The following is a 16,384-nucleotide window of genomic DNA, read 5'->3' as shown; positions in this document are numbered from 1 at the left end:
AAATATAAGTGTAGACAAACTCCACAGCTTGTGGAGTTTGTCCTGTTGCAGCTAGGAAGCTACGGTGGCTGTAGTCCTGCCTACAGCTATTTTTTTAACGGTTGTGATGATGGCCGCAGTATCGTAACCGCACAGGGCCCATAACTCTGCCTGCTCGCCATGTTCCACTACTTCATCTGGCATACCCAGACGTATTACTTTGGAATTGTATTGGTGATCGGCCATAAACTCCAGTACGGCAGAACCCATGCCTCCCTGTAAACAACCATCCTCTACGGTAATTACTGTACCATATCTTTTAAATACGTCGTGCAGCAATGCTTCGTCCAATGGTTTTACAAAACGCATATCGTAATGTGCAGGATGAATTCCTTCACTGTTCAGCTCTTTGCAGGCTTCTACAGCAAAATTCCCAACATGGCCAATGGTTAGGATGGCTACGTCTTCACCATCACATATTTTTCGTCCTTTACCTTTTTCCAATGCTTTAAAAGGACGCTTCCAGTCTACCATCATTCCGTTTCCTCTTGGATAACGGATAGAGAAAGGCCCTGCGTTCTCCAGTTGAGCAGTGTACATTAGATTTCTTAATTCCTCTTCATTCATAGGTGCGGCAACCGTCATGTTGGGGATGCAGCGCATATAGGCAAGGTCGTAAGCACCATGATGAGTAGCACCATCTGCGCCGGAAACACCGGCACGATCCAGGCAAAATACCACATTCAGGTTTTGTATGGCTACGTCATGAATAACCTGATCGTAAGCCCTTTGCATAAAACTGGAATAGATATTACAAAAAGGTACTAATCCCTGAGTTGCCAGTCCCGCAGAAAACGTAACGGCGTGCTGTTCCGCAATGCCGACATCAAATGCACGATCAGGCATAGCCTTCATCATGATGTTCATAGATGATCCGGAAGGCATAGCAGGTGTAATGCCCGTAATTTTTTTATTTGCTTCGGCAAGTTCAACCAGTGTATGGCCAAAAACATCCTGATATTTTGGTGGCTGTGGTTTTTCGGGAACAGACTTTTTAATTTCCCCGGTAATTTTATCAAAAAGACCAGGCGCATGCCATTTGGTTTGTTCCTTTTCAGCCAGTGCAAAACCTTTACCCTTAACGGTAACGCAGTGCAGTAATTTTGGGCCAGGTATGGCAGATAAATCCTTAATGATGGCTGCCAGGTTTTTTACATCGTGACCATCTACCGGACCGAAATACCTAAAATTTAAGGCCTCAAAAAAGTTGCTTTGTTTTAAAAGACTTCCTTTTATGCTTTTTTCAATCTTCTTTACAAACTTGTGGGCATTTGGCCCAAGTTCAGATAGTTTAATCAGTACATTAGAAATGTCATCTCTGAACCTGTTGTAAGATTTTGAAGTGGTAATGCTGGTTAAGTATTCTTTAAGCGCGCCTACATTAGGGTCAATCGACATGCAGTTGTCGTTCAGGATTACCAAAAGATTGGAGTTTTCAATTCCTGCATGGTTAAGCCCTTCAAAAGCCAGTCCCGCGGTCATAGCTCCATCGCCAATTACAGCAACATGCTGGCGGTCCTTTTCGCCTTTATAGTGAGAGGCTACAGCCATGCCCAGTGCGGCAGAAATAGAGGTAGAAGAGTGACCTACGCCGAAAGTATCGTATTCGCTTTCACTGATTTTCGGAAAACCACTAATTCCATGAAGGATGCGGTTGGTATGGAAGGCAGATTTTCTACCGGTTAAGATTTTATGTCCATAAGCCTGATGACCTACATCCCAAACCAGTTTATCATAGGGTGTATTTAGCGTATAGTGTAAAGCAACTGTAAGTTCAACAACACCGAGGCTGGCGCCAAAATGCCCGCCATTAACACTCACTACATCAATGATATGCTGGCGGAGCTCCTGGCAAATCTGTTCCAGATCTTCTTCTTTATACTGCTTTAAATCAGCAGGATAATTAATGTTTGGTAATAATGGACCTTTAATGTCTTCCATGTAGGTATTAATAGAATGGGAGGTACAAAGTACGGTAATTTGTTTAATATATTAGGTAATGTTAATATAAAATGAAGGATGTTAGGTGATTTTACAAATTTATACTGTGCTGTTTATATGGAAAATCCTTAGTTTTACAAAAAATCTAGTACGATAAATGAAACGTGATACATTAATTTTTGATTTGATTGACAGGGAATTGGACCGTCAGGAAAATGGCCTTGAGCTGATTGCTTCGGAAAACTTTGTGAGTAAACAGGTAATGGAGGCTGCAGGTTCAATTGTGACGAATAAATATGCTGAAGGCTTGCCAGGTAAGCGTTATTATGGCGGTTGTGAGGTAGTGGATGAAATAGAATCTATTGCGATAGACCGTGCAAAACAATTGTTTGGTGCTGCCTGGGTAAATGTACAACCACATTCTGGCGCACAAGCGAATGCGGCTGTTTTGTTAGCTGTTTTACAAGCTGGCGATAAAATTTTAGGCTTCGACTTATCTCATGGTGGGCATTTAACTCATGGTTCTCCGGTTAACTTTTCTGGTAAATTGTATCAGCCGTTCTTTTACGGTGTAAAAAAAGAAGATGGATTAATTGATTATGCTAAACTGGAAGAGGTAGCACTTGCTGAGCGTCCTAAGCTAATTATTTGTGGTGCATCTGCTTATTCAAGAGAGTGGGATTATGCTTTTATCCGTAGTGTTGCCGATAAAATTGGTGCATTGGTATTGGCAGATATTTCGCATCCAGCAGGGATGATTGCACGCGGTTTGTTAAACGACCCGCTTCCACATTGCCATATTGTAACCACTACTACCCATAAAACTTTACGTGGTCCACGTGGTGGAATGATCATGATGGGACAGGATTTTGAAAATCCTTTTGGTTTAAAAACACCTAAAGGTGAAACTAAAATGATGTCAGCTGTTTTAGATATGGCAGTTTTTCCAGGTACACAGGGTGGACCGCTGGAGCACATCATTGCTGCTAAAGCCATCGCTTTTGGTGAGGCATTGAGCGATGAGTATCTTGTTTATATTAAACAGGTTAAAGCGAATGCACAGGCTATGGCAAAAGCATTTGTTGCTAAAGGCTATGGTATTATTTCTGGTGGTACAGATAACCATATGATGCTGATTGACCTTAGAAACAAAAATATCACTGGTAAACTTGCCGAAAATGCATTGGAGAAAGCTGATATTACCGTAAATAAAAATATGGTTCCTTTTGATGACAAATCTCCTTTTGTAACTTCCGGCATCCGTGTTGGGACTGCAGCTATAACTACCAGGGGCTTAAAAGAAGAGCATATGGAACAAATTGTAGGCCTGATTGATCAGGTCATTACAAATGCTGAAAATGAAGAAAATTTAAAAGCGGTAAAGGCTAGCGTTATTGCGCTAACACAAAAATTCCCTTTATATAAATAAAATTGAATAGGGCAGCAGGGGAAGCTACAGGTGATAATAATGAGCATGATCGTATTCAGGCCTTACATGGATATGATATTTTGGATACCCTTCCGGAGAATGACTTTGATAACCTGTCTAAACTCGCTGCCCTAATTTGTAACACCCCAGGTGCTCATATCATTCTGATAGATGAGGAACGGGCATGGTTAAAATCTGTTGTTGGTCCCGCCGCTACTGTACGTGAAATCCCACGGGCTACAGTTACCTTTTGTGAATATTCTTTAAAAGGCGAAGGAGTTTTTGAAGTACAGGATACCTTGCTTGATGAACGTTTTTCCAGTCTAAGTACAGTTGTCTCTTATCCTTTTGTCCGTTTTTATGCTGGTGCCCCCATCGTTGATGATAATGGCTTTAAACTGGGTGTAATTTGTGTGTATGGAGCGGAACCGCAAATCTTAACTGCTGCACAAAAGGAAGGGTTGCAGACCGTGGCTATGGAGGTGATGACCCATATTTCGCTGAAGAAAACCGTGCTTGATCTTAAGGCTAAGTCAAAACGTTTTGAGGAAATGTCTTTTGTTGCCAGTAAGGTAAATAATGCCATTGTAATTAATGATGCCAACAATAGGGTAACCTGGGTAAACGCTGCTTTTGAAAAGATTACAGGCTTTACGCTGGATGACTTAGCGGGTAAGCGCCTGGGAGACTTGATTACTGGTCCGGACACGGATCTTGATTTGCTGGAAAAAGCCCGTGAGCAGATCAATTCAAACCAGTCATTTACGGTAGATTTGCTTGCTTATCGTAAAGACAAGAAGCCGATCTGGTTGTCAATTTATAATACCATGATTTTAGATGACGACGGTAATACAGAGGCTGAAGTAGAAATCATATTGGACATTACGGCCAAAAAACAGAACGAGGAACAACTACAAATACTATCGCTGGTAGCAAGTAAAACGAACAACGGGGTTAATATTTGCGATAGGGACGGTTATACTACCTGGGTAAATCAATCTCTGGAACTACTTACAGGTTATTCTTTTGAGGAGCTGCAAGGTAAACAGATAGGAGATCTGCTTTCTGCCAATGATGCCGGTTTACAGCTGGCGTTGGAATCCCGTAAAAAAAGTCTCAATAAGCAATCTTTCAGTATTGAGGTGGAGGTGGTTAAAAAGGATGGTACTCCGCTTTGGTTATCGGTAACCAATACGCCAATTGTAAATGATAAAGGGCAGGTAGAAAGACAAATTGATTTAATTGTTGATATTACTGAGCGTAAGCAGGTAGAACGGGAGATGCTGGAGGCCAAGGAACAGGCGCTGCAGCTGAGCGAGGCTAAGGAGATGTTTCTTTCTGTAATGAGCCATGAGATAAGAACGCCATTGAATGCGGTGCTGGGCATGACTTACCTTTTGCTGGATAACGATCCTAAGCCTTCGCAGATAGATGATTTGAATATTCTGAAGTTTTCCAGCGAAAACTTACTCAGTATTATCAATGATATACTTGATTTTACAAAGATTGAAACTGGTAACCTGGTATTGGAAAGCAGGGCTTTCGATTTGAAGACGCTTGCAAATGATATCATTACTTCTTTACAGGTCAATGTAAAGAAGAATAGCAATGTGTTGCGCCTTAAGCTAGATGAGCGCTTGCCAGATCAGGTTGTGGGCGACAGGACACGCCTTTATCAAATTCTAATGAACTTATTGGGCAATGCGATTAAGTTTACAGAGAATGGTAAGATAGAGCTCCACATTAGGCTGGAAGAGGAAAGTGCTGAACATGTAGCGCTGTATTTTGAAGTGAGCGATACGGGAATTGGAATTCCGGAAGATAAACTGTCTTACGTATTTGAAAGTTTTACGCAGGCAAAAACAGATATTTCCAGGCAATATGGGGGTACAGGCTTAGGGCTGGCGATTACTAAAAAACTGCTGAAATTGTACCAATCTGAGATTAATGTGCAAAGCGAAGAAGGGAAGGGCAGTGTTTTTTCTTTCGTTATCGCCTTCAAAAAAACCGATGTGTTAGCGGCGCATAATCAGTTAGCGGAGCAACCTGATGCTTTTTTAGGTAAACGCATTCTTGTTGTTGATGACAATGAGATCAATATATTGATTGCGAAAAGGATTTTAGGCAAATGGGGCCTGATTACGGAATCCGCGGCTACAGGCTATGAGGCTATCAACAAAATAAAAACGGAACAATACGATTTGGTATTTATGGATATCAAAATGCCAGGGATTGACGGCTTTGAGGCTACTATGATTATTCGTGAATTAAGCGGAAGCTATTTTAAGTCTTTGCCCGTTATTGCCTTAACGGCCTCTACGCTACATAGTGATGAGCATAAATTTAAGGAAGCCGGCATGAACGGACATATCCTGAAGCCTTTTCATCCGGAGGAAATCAAAAAGCAACTGCTGGAATATCTAAAGGCTTAAAAAGTAAAGGGCCGATATTTCAATGAAGAAATATCAGCCCTTACCATCTAAATTAACGCTCTCGGAATTATAAACGCTTTTAATGTGCTTATTGTTGTTGCATAATCTGTGTTTTTCTAACTTTTATTTTAACGCGCTGTTTCTTAGTTGATTAATTTTTGGGTTATTTTGTAAATGCCATTGTAGCAATACTAATCTTTTGCGGGTTTAACTTTAGCAATTCCAGGCAGCAGGCTTCGAGGGTAGCTCCAGTGGTCATTACATCATCTACCAATAAGATATGCTGATCTAGAAGTGTTCCGGAATGAGTTATCTTAAATACCGTTTGCATGTTTTGAAAACGTTTATACCGTCCTTTGTTAGTCTGACTGGAAGTATGGGAGGTTCTGATCAGGACTGTTGTGCATACCGGTGCTTGTATGATTTCTGCAATGCCATCTGCTATATATTTGGATTGGTTGTAACCCCTTTTGCGTTCCTTTTTTGGGTGCAAGGGTACAGGAATGATCATTGTAATATTTTCATATGTTGCAGAGGTTAACAGGCGCGTGCCAATCATACGCCCTAGTTTAAGGCCAACTGAAGTTTGATCTTTGTATTTTAGATGGTGGATAAGTCGCTGAACCTTTGTCTCCTGCCCAAATAAGAGTAATGCCATTGCAGCGTTGACAGGTACGCGCCCCCAGAATTGTCTGGCTACCGGATTTTCTGCATATTGATGAAAATCTGTGTAGGGTAAATCATTGAGGCAATGGATGCAGATCAGGTCTTCACCTTTGTACAGTAAAGTTCCGCAGGCATTGCATAGACTTGGAAATAATAAGTTCAGCAGTTCGCCGCTTAGACGTTTTAGTATTTGCATATCCTAATCTGTTCTTTTTTAACAGAAATAGGAAATTTTTCTATGCCTCTTTAACGGCTAACTGTCCGCATGCAGCATCGATGTCTTTTCCGCGACTTCTTCTGATGTTGGTATTTACCCCCTGGCTTTTCAGGTAATTGGAAAAGGCGTCAATCTTATCACCTTCTGCATTGATAAAATCTGCAAACTGGATAGGATTGTATTCAATCAGGTTTACTTTGCAAGGCACATGTTTACAAAACTTAGCAAGTTCCATAGCATCTTCAATCTCGTCATTGAAATTGTTAAAAACAATGTACTCGTAGGTAATCGGGTTTTTGGTTTTAGCGAAATAATACTTTAAAGCTTCAGCCAAAGATTTTAAGGAATTTGCCTCATTGATAGGCATAATTTCATTCCTTTTGGTGTCATTGGCGGCATGGAGGGAAAGTGCCAGATTAAATTTGGCGCCATCATCTCCAAGTTTTTTAATCATTTTAGCAATGCCGGCAGTAGATACAGTAATTCTTTTATAAGACATGTTTAGACCGTCTGGTGCCGTAATCCGCTCAATAGACTTCATCACATTGGCATAGTTAAGCAGAGGTTCGCCCATACCCATGTATACAATGTTGGTTAAGGGGGTGTTGTAGTTTTGCTTTGCCTGCTGATCTATTAAAACAACCTGGTCATAAATTTCATCTGCATTGAGGTTTCGTTTACGGTCCATATATCCTGTAGCGCAAAATTTGCAGGTAAGGCTGCAACCCACCTGTGAACTTACACAGGCCGTCATCCGCTCTTCCATAGGGATTAGCACCCCTTCTACAATGTTGCCATCGTATAACCTGAATGCACTTTTAATGGTATGGTCATTACTAAACTGTGAATTGCTAACTGCTACAACGTTGATGGCGTAGTTTTCATCCAGTTTCTTTCTAAGTTCTTTGGAAAGGTTGCTCATTTCCTCAAAAGAGCGAGCGGATTTTTCCCAAAGCCATTGATAAACTTGTTTAGCGCGGTAGGCAGGCTCGTTCATGCCTGTAAAGTGCTGTTGTAACAACGCCAGGTCAAGCGAACGAATGTCTGTTTTTTTAATAGCTTGCATTGCCTGCAAAGTTACCTAAAAAAATAACAGTTAATTTAAATTTTGTAAAGGATTGCTAATTAGTGACTTTAGCGCTTAGGGCTTTTTGTTTTTGCTGCAGGTACACCTGATCTTCCCTTGCTGGGTTTTACAGCCCTTCTGCTTGGTCCACCACTTTTGTTCCAGTCGTTACCAGGCGTAGCTGCGTTTCTAGAAGAACCTGCAGATTTGGGCGCAGATTTTCCTTTACCACCAGCCGGCCGTTCTGCCCTGCTTACAGATATGTTTTTTACTGGTTTTTTACCAGGACGGGCAGAGGAACGTTTGGGGGTGACATTAGTGAGCAGTTCTTCTTCTTCGGAAAGGCCCTTTGCTTTTTTATTGACACGTTTGGCTGGGGCAACAGCTTCTGAGCTGGAGTTCGCAATTCTTTTAAAGATGTCTTCCTGCTCTTCGGCAGTTAGTTCTCTCCATTCGCCAACAGGAATGCCCTTTAGGTTTACATTCATGATACGGGTACGCTCCAGCTTGGTTACTTCAAAGCCAAAATGCTCACACATCCTTCTGATTTGCCTGTTTAAGCCCTGGATTAGTGTGATTTTAAAAACAAATGTACTTTCTTTAGCTACTTTGCATTTTTTGGTCATTACGCCCAGTACAGGTACACCCTTGCTCATGCCGGTGATAAACTGCTCTGTTATGGGCTTATTTACCGTAACTACATATTCTTTTTCGTGGTTATTACCGGCACGAAGTATTTTATTAACCAGGTCTCCGTTGTTGGTGAGGAAAATAAGTCCTTGAGAATCTTTGTCAAGACGGCCGATCGGGAATACCCTTTCGCTATGGTTTACATAATCTACAATGTTACTTTTTACACCAGCTTCAGTGGTACTGGTAATTCCGGAAGGTTTGTTAAAAGCAATGATGATTGAATTTTCAACTTCCTTAGGTTCTATAGTTTGTCCATTTACGGAAACAAGATCTCCAAAAAAAACTTTGTCGCCTACTTTTGCTTTTCTTCCGTTGATCAATACACTTCCCTGCTCAATATATCTGTCTGCGGCTCTTCTGGAGCACAAACCGCTTTCACTAATGTATTTATTTAATCTTGTAGTCGAATCAGACATCGTAAGGTATTAAGTTATTTTTCCACAAAGATACAAAATTAAGCTAAAGCAAGTTCTTTAGATTTGGCCGGATAAATAGAATTGACTAATTTTATAGAAAAAAAACTAACAAAAGGTAAAATAGACCTGTTAATGTATTGTCATGGATTGGAAAGAATTGATCTTTTCTGGGTTACTTGAATTGTATGCGCTCGGCGATGCGACTGCTGAGCAATGCATAATGATTGAAGAAGTCATGGCTGTACATAACGAGGTGCGTATTGAACTCAATGAAATTGAGCTTGCTTTGGAAAATTATGCCCTCGGCCATAGCATAGAACCAGATCCCATCGCTAAACCTTTTTTGCTGGCCACGTTGGATTACATGGACAGGATGAAGGCAGGCGAAGCGTTTTCAGTTGCGCCGGAGTTGCAGGCGACTGCGAGAGCAGAAGATTACAGGCAGTGGTTAGAAAGGGAAGATATGGTTATGCCTGTTGAGATTGATAATATCTATGCTAAAATCATCAGCCATAGCCCATCCTTACTTTCGGCAATTGTTTGGATTAAGGAAATGGCCCCTCAGGAAGTACATGATCATGAGTTTGAAAAATTTCTTATCCTGGAAGGTAGTTGTGATATTTATGTCGAAAATGATGTCTTTCCATTGCTTCCGGGCGATTATTTTGCCATACCTTTGCATAAAAAACACCATGTTATGGTTACCTCAAACATCCCCTGCAAGGTTATTTTACAACGGGTTGCCGCTTAACTATTAGCTTAAATGAAATTTATATCTGCACCAATGGTTTACCCTGTAAACCAGCCAGCGCTTCCATTTGGCGTTCTAAAAGTGACCAATGATGGCACTATTAAAGAAGTTTTAACTTCTGAGGAAGCGTTAAAAAGGAAAATCAAAAATATAGTTCTTTATGATGGCGTGCTGGTGCCGGGCATGGTAAATACGCATTGTCATATAGAACTGTCGCACCTTAAGAATGCTATACCAGAGAAAACAGGTCTGGTGGGCTTTATCACAGCGGTAATGACCTTGCCCAAGGCTACGGAGGACAGAAAGATTGAGGCCATGTTTGCTGCAGAACGCGAAATGTATGAAAATGGCATTGTGGCCGTTGGTGACATTTCTAACCTGGTGATCTCTTATATTTTGAAAGAGCGCAGCAAGTTGCTGTATTACCACACTTTTATTGAAGTACTGGGTCTTAATCCCGATGCTGCAAAAACACTTTTTGAGAACTATAAAGCTTATCAGCCATATTTTAAGTCTTCAAAAACAAGTTTAACACCCCATGCTGCTTATTCTGTATCGAAGGAGTTGTTTGAATTGATTGAAGAGTACGCCGATCAGCGGGGCGATATTTTGTCTATGCACAATCAGGAATCTGAAGATGAGAATGCTTATTTTGAAAATAGAGCCTCCGCTTTCTCACAGTTTTATGAAAGGATGGGGATTAATCCTGAAACGCGCAAAATGCAGGGAAAAAGCTCGTTGAAGACTGTGTTGCCTTGGTTGTCACCTTTTCAGAAAACATTGTTGGTTCACAATACCTTTACTTCAGCGGCAGATGTGGCATTTGCGGTAGCCAGACATCCATCGCTGTACTGGTGTCTTTGTCCAAATGCAAATCTCTATATTGAAGATCGTTTGCCTGATGTTGAGATGCTGCGGGATGCAGGCTTGCGCATTACCCTGGGAACGGATAGTCTGGCAAGTAATCACCAGTTGAGTATTTTGGAAGAAATGAAGACTTTGCAGGAACATAAGGCGATTGGTTTTGACGATTTATTGAAGTGGGCCACCATAAATGGCGCAGAATTTCTGGGTATTGAGGGACGTTACGGGAGCTTTGAGGTTGGGAAAAGGCCCGGAATAAATCTTGTAGAACATATGGCAGATGGGATTATAACGGATAAGGTCACAATTAAAAAACTATTTTAATAAATTTGCCACATGACAGCAGCAGGCGATAAACCGAAAGTACATGTTACCATTACCCTTACAGGCAAAGTGCAGGGGGTGGGTTTTAGAGAGACGACTAAATATATTGCCGACCATATTGGCATTAAGGGATTTGTTAAGAATTTGCCTAACGGGGATGTTTACATGGAAGCTGAAGCTGAAGAGTGGCAGTTGGATGCATTTATAGACTGGTGTAATGAAGGACCGGATAGGGCCAAGGTTGCAACCTGTGCCGCTGTTACCAGCGAATTGCTTAAAAACTTCACTGATTTTGTGATTAAGAAATAGGATGTCTGTTTTAAAAAAGTTTCTCGGCCAAACCGCTATTTACGGGTTAAGCACCGTACTATCAAGGTTGTTTAACTTTATCCTTACACCGCTTTTTACACGGGTATACCCTTCTTCCGTATACGGTATATTTAATAAAATGTATGCCTGGTCATCTTTAATTAATGCCATTCTTGCTTTTGGAATGGAAAGCACATATTTCAGGTATTTAAGTAAGTTTGAAGATAAAAAGAGAGAGGTTTACAACAACTCATTTTTGTGCATCGCGCTGATTTCTTCTTTGTTTCTATTGACCGGGCTGGTGTTTGCCAATTCAATTGCTGGTTATCTGGCCCGGGATGTGGCCCAGTTGGATGACTACAGGAACTACGTACGCTTTTTTGTCTGGATTTTATTTGTAGATGCCATCTGTGTGATCCCCTTTGCTAAGCTTAGGGCTGATGAAAAAGCCATGCGTTACAGTCTGGTTAAGTTTATGAATATCGGTTGCTTTGTTGGTTTTAATTTGGTTTTTATCCTGGTTATTCCGGCGGTAATTAAACACAACTGGGCGTTGGCAGACTGGCTTAATTCCTGGTATAGAAATACCTGGGTGGGTTATGTGTTTATTTCTAATTTAATAGCCAGTGTGGTGACCTTGCTGCTTTTACTGCCAGAATTATTAAAGATTGAATTGAAGTTTGATAAGGAGCTTTTCTCCAAAATGTTTTCCTATTCATGGCCAATACTGGTTGCCAATTTATCTTTTATTGTCAATGAAAATCTGGATAAGATTGTATTGGGGCAACTGTTGCCAGAGCAAGTGGCGGATACTGCGGTAGGGGTTTATGGTGCGGTATGTAAAATAGCCATTTTTATGAGCATTTTTATTACGGCGTTTAGGTTGGGGGCAGAGCCCTTCTTTTTTAGTCATGCCAAAAATGCCAACGCCAAACAAACCTATGCGGTAATTTTGCAGTATTTTGTTGTGGCACTTGCAGTGCTGTTTGTAGCACTTATAGCCAATATAGAATTGCTAAAGTATTTTATTAGTCGTGATAAAGCACATGTTGCAGAATATTGGGTTGGTTTGCCAGCTGTGCCCTATTTGTTGTTTGGGTATGTTTGCCTGGGTATTTACATGAACCTTTCTATTTGGTACCGCCTTTCAGATCAAACCCGCTACGGCTTATATATTTCTCTTGTAGGCGCGGCAATTACAGTGGTGCTTAATTTTGTGCTTATTCCCAGGTACAGTTACATGGGCTCTGCGTGGGTTTCTATGCTTGCGTATTTTGTAATGATGGTGATTTCTTACGTGCTTGGACAGAAATACTATCCCATTCCTTACAATCTGAAAAGAATTTTAGCTTACTTATCGGTATCGGCTGTATTGGTGATTTTGTCATTTTGGGTGTTCCATAGAAATATTTACATTGGAAACCTGATGCTGATAGCCTTTGTAGGTGGTATTGCATACTTTGAGAAAGATCAATTGAAAACTTTATTATTTAAGAAATGAAAATAAATATCATTAACCATTCTGGTCATGCACTACCTCAATATGAAACTGCACATGCAGCGGGAATGGATTTGCGTGCTTTTACGGCAGAAGAAATTATCTTAAAGCCTTTACAAAGACTCCTGGTGCCTACTGGTTTGCATATAGAACTTCCAGTTGGTTATGAAGCGCAAATCCGCCCACGTAGCGGCCTGGCCTATAAACATGGAATTAGTATTGTAAATTCTCCGGGCACTATAGATGCTGATTACCGTGGAGAGATTAAAGTATTGCTGGTCAATCTTTCTGATACTGATTTTGTGATTAATAACGGTGACCGGATTGCGCAAATGGTGATTGCCAAACATGAAACCATAAGCTGGGAAAGTGTGGAGCAACTTAGCGATACAGCACGAGGTGAAGGTGGATACGGACATACCGGGAAATAGTTATTTTTAAATATGAGATTAGTCGCTTTAATGATATTGTTGCTTAGTAGCTTGCTGGTGTGCGCGCAACGCCCACAACCCCGGCCTGACAGCCTTAAAATTAAAGCGCTTTTTTTTGCCGGGCTCCGGGAAAAAATGAATGAAAACTACGAGAAGGCGAACGATACTTTCTTGGAAATAGTTGCACTGGACTCTTCGTATGCTGCGGTGTATTACGAGATTGCATTGGTAAATTACCGCCAAAATAAGCTGCTAGCATCAGAAGTAGCCATTAAAAAAGCCGTCGCTCTGGATGCGGTTAACTTGTGGTATCAAAGATTGCTTGCGGAAATTAACAGGCGTAAAGTGCCATGGGGAACGCCAAGGTCTTTTCCTTAGTGGTCTTTGTACTTTAGTTTTTGAAGCAGCTTCTCGGGCTCATTGGTGGTAATAAAATCGATATTTTCAGCAATCATCCAATCCATTACCTTTTCATCATCTACAGTCCAGGAATTGATGCTGAGGTTTTCTGCCCTCGCCATCTTAATCCAGTCCGGGTTTTGCTGGAGAACTTCAAACTCATAGTCTAAACCGTCTAAGTGGGCGGCGGCAAGTTCTAAGGGATTCTTATCGCCATTTAAATAAGCTACATGGGCGCCTGGTGCGTTCTTTTTGATTTCCAGACAGGCAAGGTAATCAAAGCAAATGTAATCTGTAATGGCTTCTGCTTTTAACGTCTGTACAAGTTCAAGTACTTTAAGTGCTGCCTTTATACTGCGCTGGTTGTTTATATTAGAAGGCTTAATTTCCAGGATCAGCCGTGTTTCTTGTTGCTTTAGTCCTTCTCTTAAATATTCTTCAAGTAGGGGAAGAGGTTCCCCATTGCTGAGTTTTATTTGTCGAAGTTCGGCAGATGTGGTTTTTTCTATCCATAAATTTTCAATTTCTTCATCGTGGTAGACGAAGAGAACATCATCTGAAGAGAGGTGGACATCAAACTCGCAGCCGGCACAACCCATTGTGATTGCGTGTTTTAAGGCTTCAATGGAGTTTTCTGGTGCTCCGGTATTTTTCCATGCACCCCTATGTGCAATTACTTTTGTGTTACTGCTGGTTTTAGATGGAATCATTTAGCTGCTTGAACAAATATTAGTGCATGGCTTTTTGAACACATGCACTAATATAGGATTAGTTCTGCTTATTTGAATTCAATAATGAATTTATCTGAAGGAGTACGTACTTTTTTCAAGTTTACCAACCAATCACCCGCAGGATCACGGTAGCCTAAAGGCAGTAAAGTAACACTACGCAAGCCTCTTTCACTTAAGCCCAAAAGGCTGTCAAGTTCTGCTGGATTAAATCCTTCCATTGGTGTCGCATCTACTTCTAAAAGAGCTGCCTGAGCTATAGCCATTCCAAACCCAATGTATGCTTGTTTAGCCGCATGGTGGAAGTTTTCTTCCTTTGTTTTTGAAGTGTAATTTGCCGTCAGTTGAATCTCGTAATCAGATGGTGTTTCATCTGGTAATCCACGTTCGTGGTTATTATTGGCAAATACGCCTCTTATTCTTTCTTCTGTATAAGTATCCCAGGCGGCAAAGATCAGCAGGTGAGAACAATCTGCAATTTGAGTTTGGCCAAATGCAATAGGTTGGATTTTAGCTTTTAATTCTGGATCCGTTACCACAATTACCCTGAAGGGCTGTAGTCCTGAAGAGGTTGGGGCCAAACGGGCAGCCTCTACTATCTGCTCAACTTTTTGTTGCGGAACTACTGTTCCGTTCATTTTTTTGGTGGCGTAGCGCCAGTTTAATGCTTCTTGAAATTCCATGTGGTATGCTTTATATTTTAATTGTTGTTATAACATCTATTTATTGATCAAAATTAGCTGCTTAATTCCAACTCTGTTGATTTCCTGTTTGTTTTTACTTTTAGATGATGCAGAAGAGGATGGTTAAATATTTTCTTATAAATTTGCTATGCATGCATAAAATAATTAATTTAGCAAAACCAACGCTTGTTATTTGTGTTATTTGACTATGCAAATAAGGAGCGTTTACAAGAAAGTTTCAATAACTCTAACCAAATTATGAAAAGGATTCTACTTCAATTACTCATGGCAGTGCCTGCAATAGGTTTTGCCCAATCATTCCAGGTTAATCTTCAGGGTCACAAACAAATTGCCATGGCAGGTGCAGGTACTGGTGTTGCTTTAGATGAAGCAGCAGTTTTTTTTAACCCGGGTGCGGTTTCATTCTTGAAGCAAAATGTGGTACAGGCTGGTGTAAGTGCCTTGTCTTTAAAGACGGCTTTCAGGGCAACAGGTTCTTCGCTAACAGAATACAATAAAAGTCACATTGCTACCCCTTTACAAGCATACGCTGTATTCGGGTCGCCAGAAAATCGTCTTCGTTTTGGTATTGGTGTATACACACCTTTTGGAGGTGCTATGCACTGGGATGAAAACTGGAGCGGAAAGTATACGGTAACGTCATTGGACTTACAGGCTATTTATATTCAACCTACTTTAAGTTTAAAAATTACAGACCAAATTGGTATTGGTGGGGGATTAGTCTATGCGTTGGGTAAGGTAGATTTGCAACAAGCACTGCCCTTAACGCAAAGCAACGGGCAGGCAGGGTCTGCGCAGTTAAAAGGTGATACGAAGGATTTTGGCTGGAATGCGGGTATTTATATCAATACCATTTCGGGCGTTACTATTGGCGTAACTCACCGTTCTCAGGTTACTGCGAATGTAAAAGACGGTGATGCAATTTTTAAAGGCCCATCATCTTTACAGCCATCTCTGCCTACCAGGTTTACAGCCTCTTTACCGCTACCTGCTACTACTTCAATTGGTTTTGGTTTCTACCCTTCAGAAAAAGTGACCATTGCATTAGATGCAAATTGGGTACATTGGAACAAATACCAGGAGCTTGCTTTTGACTACGACAACAATGCTACAATCCCTGATACACATTCGGCACGTAATTATCATGATGCAGGTGCTTTTCGTTTAGGTTTTCAACACCAAACCACATCTAAGTTTGCACTTCGTGCAGGTGTTGGCTACGCACTTACCCCGGTTGATGATGGTTATGTTACTGCAGAGGTTCCTGACGCAAACCGCTTGTTGCTAAGCGCTGGTCTTGGTTACCAGGCCTCGCAGAAATTTGGTGTAGACCTGTCCTTTCTTTACGAAGATGTGCTGACCAGGAAATCTACGAACATAGAATCAGGCTTAAGTGGGGAGTACAAAACTAAGGCTTACATTCCGGGCATTTCCCTTTCTTACAAGTTTTAGTCAGCATTAGAAACATTAAAAATAA

At 41.0% G+C, this 16,384-nt stretch carries 15 protein-coding genes; 9 read left to right on the top strand and 6 right to left on the bottom strand.

What is annotated here, in order from left to right:
- Positions 1-51: 51 nt before the first annotated feature.
- Positions 52-1,980 carry a 1-deoxy-D-xylulose-5-phosphate synthase gene (gene dxs / locus LPB86_RS00985; protein ID WP_230640597.1) on the bottom strand — a complete coding sequence of 643 codons (1,929 nt, stop codon included), beginning with the start codon at positions 1,978-1,980 and terminating at the stop codon, positions 52-54.
- Between the two features lie 157 nt (positions 1,981-2,137).
- Here dxs and glyA point away from each other — a divergent pair, with 157 nt between their 5' ends.
- Together glyA and LPB86_RS00975 are read left to right on the top strand one after the other, a co-directional pair.
- A complete protein-coding gene (glyA, locus tag LPB86_RS00980; protein WP_230640596.1) occupies positions 2,138-3,409 on the top strand; it encodes a serine hydroxymethyltransferase in 1,272 nt (423 codons plus the stop codon).
- Positions 3,410-3,411: 2 nt separating this feature from the next.
- Positions 3,412-5,841, top strand: a complete 2,430-nt coding sequence (locus LPB86_RS00975; protein WP_230640595.1) for a PAS domain-containing protein — start codon at positions 3,412-3,414, stop codon at positions 5,839-5,841.
- 163 nt (positions 5,842-6,004) lie between these two features.
- On the opposite strand, the gene LPB86_RS00970 is transcribed toward LPB86_RS00975, so the two are convergent.
- The 3 genes from LPB86_RS00970 to rluF form a co-directional block, all read right to left on the bottom strand.
- Positions 6,005-6,703 carry a ComF family protein gene (locus LPB86_RS00970; protein ID WP_230640594.1) on the bottom strand — a complete coding sequence of 233 codons (699 nt, stop codon included), beginning with the start codon at positions 6,701-6,703 and terminating at the stop codon, positions 6,005-6,007.
- 40 nt (positions 6,704-6,743) lie between these two features.
- Positions 6,744-7,790 carry a 23S rRNA (adenine(2503)-C(2))-methyltransferase RlmN gene (rlmN, locus tag LPB86_RS00965; protein WP_230640593.1) on the bottom strand — a complete coding sequence of 349 codons (1,047 nt, stop codon included), beginning with the start codon at positions 7,788-7,790 and terminating at the stop codon, positions 6,744-6,746.
- A 68-nt stretch (positions 7,791-7,858) separates the two neighbouring features.
- Positions 7,859-8,899 carry a 23S rRNA pseudouridine(2604) synthase RluF gene (gene rluF / locus LPB86_RS00960; RefSeq protein WP_230640592.1) on the bottom strand — a complete coding sequence of 347 codons (1,041 nt, stop codon included), beginning with the start codon at positions 8,897-8,899 and terminating at the stop codon, positions 7,859-7,861.
- Positions 8,900-9,041: 142 nt separating this feature from the next.
- Here rluF and LPB86_RS00955 point away from each other — a divergent pair, with 142 nt between their 5' ends.
- The 6 genes from LPB86_RS00955 to LPB86_RS00930 are packed head-to-tail and all read left to right on the top strand — an operon-like array spanning position 9,042 to position 13,454.
- Complete coding sequence (locus LPB86_RS00955) at positions 9,042-9,650, top strand: cupin domain-containing protein (RefSeq protein WP_230640591.1); 609 nt, start codon at positions 9,042-9,044, stop codon at positions 9,648-9,650.
- A 12-nt stretch (positions 9,651-9,662) separates the two neighbouring features.
- On the top strand, positions 9,663-10,838 hold the full coding sequence (locus LPB86_RS00950; protein ID WP_230640590.1) for an amidohydrolase family protein: 1,176 nt from the start codon (positions 9,663-9,665) through the stop codon (positions 10,836-10,838).
- Positions 10,839-10,850: 12 nt separating this feature from the next.
- On the top strand, positions 10,851-11,147 hold the full coding sequence (locus LPB86_RS00945; protein WP_230640589.1) for an acylphosphatase: 297 nt from the start codon (positions 10,851-10,853) through the stop codon (positions 11,145-11,147).
- 1 nt (position 11,148) lies between these two features.
- Positions 11,149-12,648 carry a polysaccharide biosynthesis C-terminal domain-containing protein gene (locus tag LPB86_RS00940; RefSeq protein WP_230640588.1) on the top strand — a complete coding sequence of 500 codons (1,500 nt, stop codon included), beginning with the start codon at positions 11,149-11,151 and terminating at the stop codon, positions 12,646-12,648.
- Positions 12,645-13,076: a dUTP diphosphatase gene (dut, locus tag LPB86_RS00935; RefSeq protein WP_230640587.1), complete on the top strand. Its 432-nt coding sequence runs from the start codon at positions 12,645-12,647 to the stop codon at positions 13,074-13,076. Before LPB86_RS00940 ends, dut begins: the two co-directional genes overlap by 4 nt.
- Positions 13,077-13,088: 12 nt before the next feature.
- Positions 13,089-13,454: a lipopolysaccharide assembly protein LapB gene (locus tag LPB86_RS00930; protein ID WP_230640586.1), complete on the top strand. Its 366-nt coding sequence runs from the start codon at positions 13,089-13,091 to the stop codon at positions 13,452-13,454.
- Here the strand turns inward: LPB86_RS00930 and LPB86_RS00925 are convergent.
- Both LPB86_RS00925 and LPB86_RS00920 read right to left on the bottom strand, forming a co-directional pair.
- Positions 13,451-14,185 (bottom strand): glycerophosphodiester phosphodiesterase family protein, encoded by a 735-nt coding sequence (locus LPB86_RS00925; RefSeq protein WP_230640585.1) that lies wholly within the window; start codon positions 14,183-14,185, stop codon positions 13,451-13,453. The two genes, LPB86_RS00930 and LPB86_RS00925, sit on opposite strands and share 4 nt — an antisense overlap.
- A 68-nt stretch (positions 14,186-14,253) precedes the next feature.
- On the bottom strand, positions 14,254-14,886 hold the full coding sequence (locus tag LPB86_RS00920) for an NAD(P)H-dependent oxidoreductase (RefSeq protein ID WP_230640584.1): 633 nt from the start codon (positions 14,884-14,886) through the stop codon (positions 14,254-14,256).
- A 258-nt stretch (positions 14,887-15,144) separates the two neighbouring features.
- Between LPB86_RS00920 and LPB86_RS00915 the strand changes: the two genes are divergently transcribed.
- On the top strand, positions 15,145-16,359 hold the full coding sequence (locus LPB86_RS00915; protein ID WP_230640583.1) for an OmpP1/FadL family transporter: 1,215 nt from the start codon (positions 15,145-15,147) through the stop codon (positions 16,357-16,359).
- The last annotated feature ends 25 nt before the right edge of the window (positions 16,360-16,384 follow it).

This window comes from Pedobacter sp. MC2016-14 (assembly GCF_020991475.1).
Classification (GTDB): Bacteria; Bacteroidota; Bacteroidia; order Sphingobacteriales; family Sphingobacteriaceae; genus Pedobacter.
This window is presented reverse-complemented; position numbering and strand designations above follow the sequence as displayed.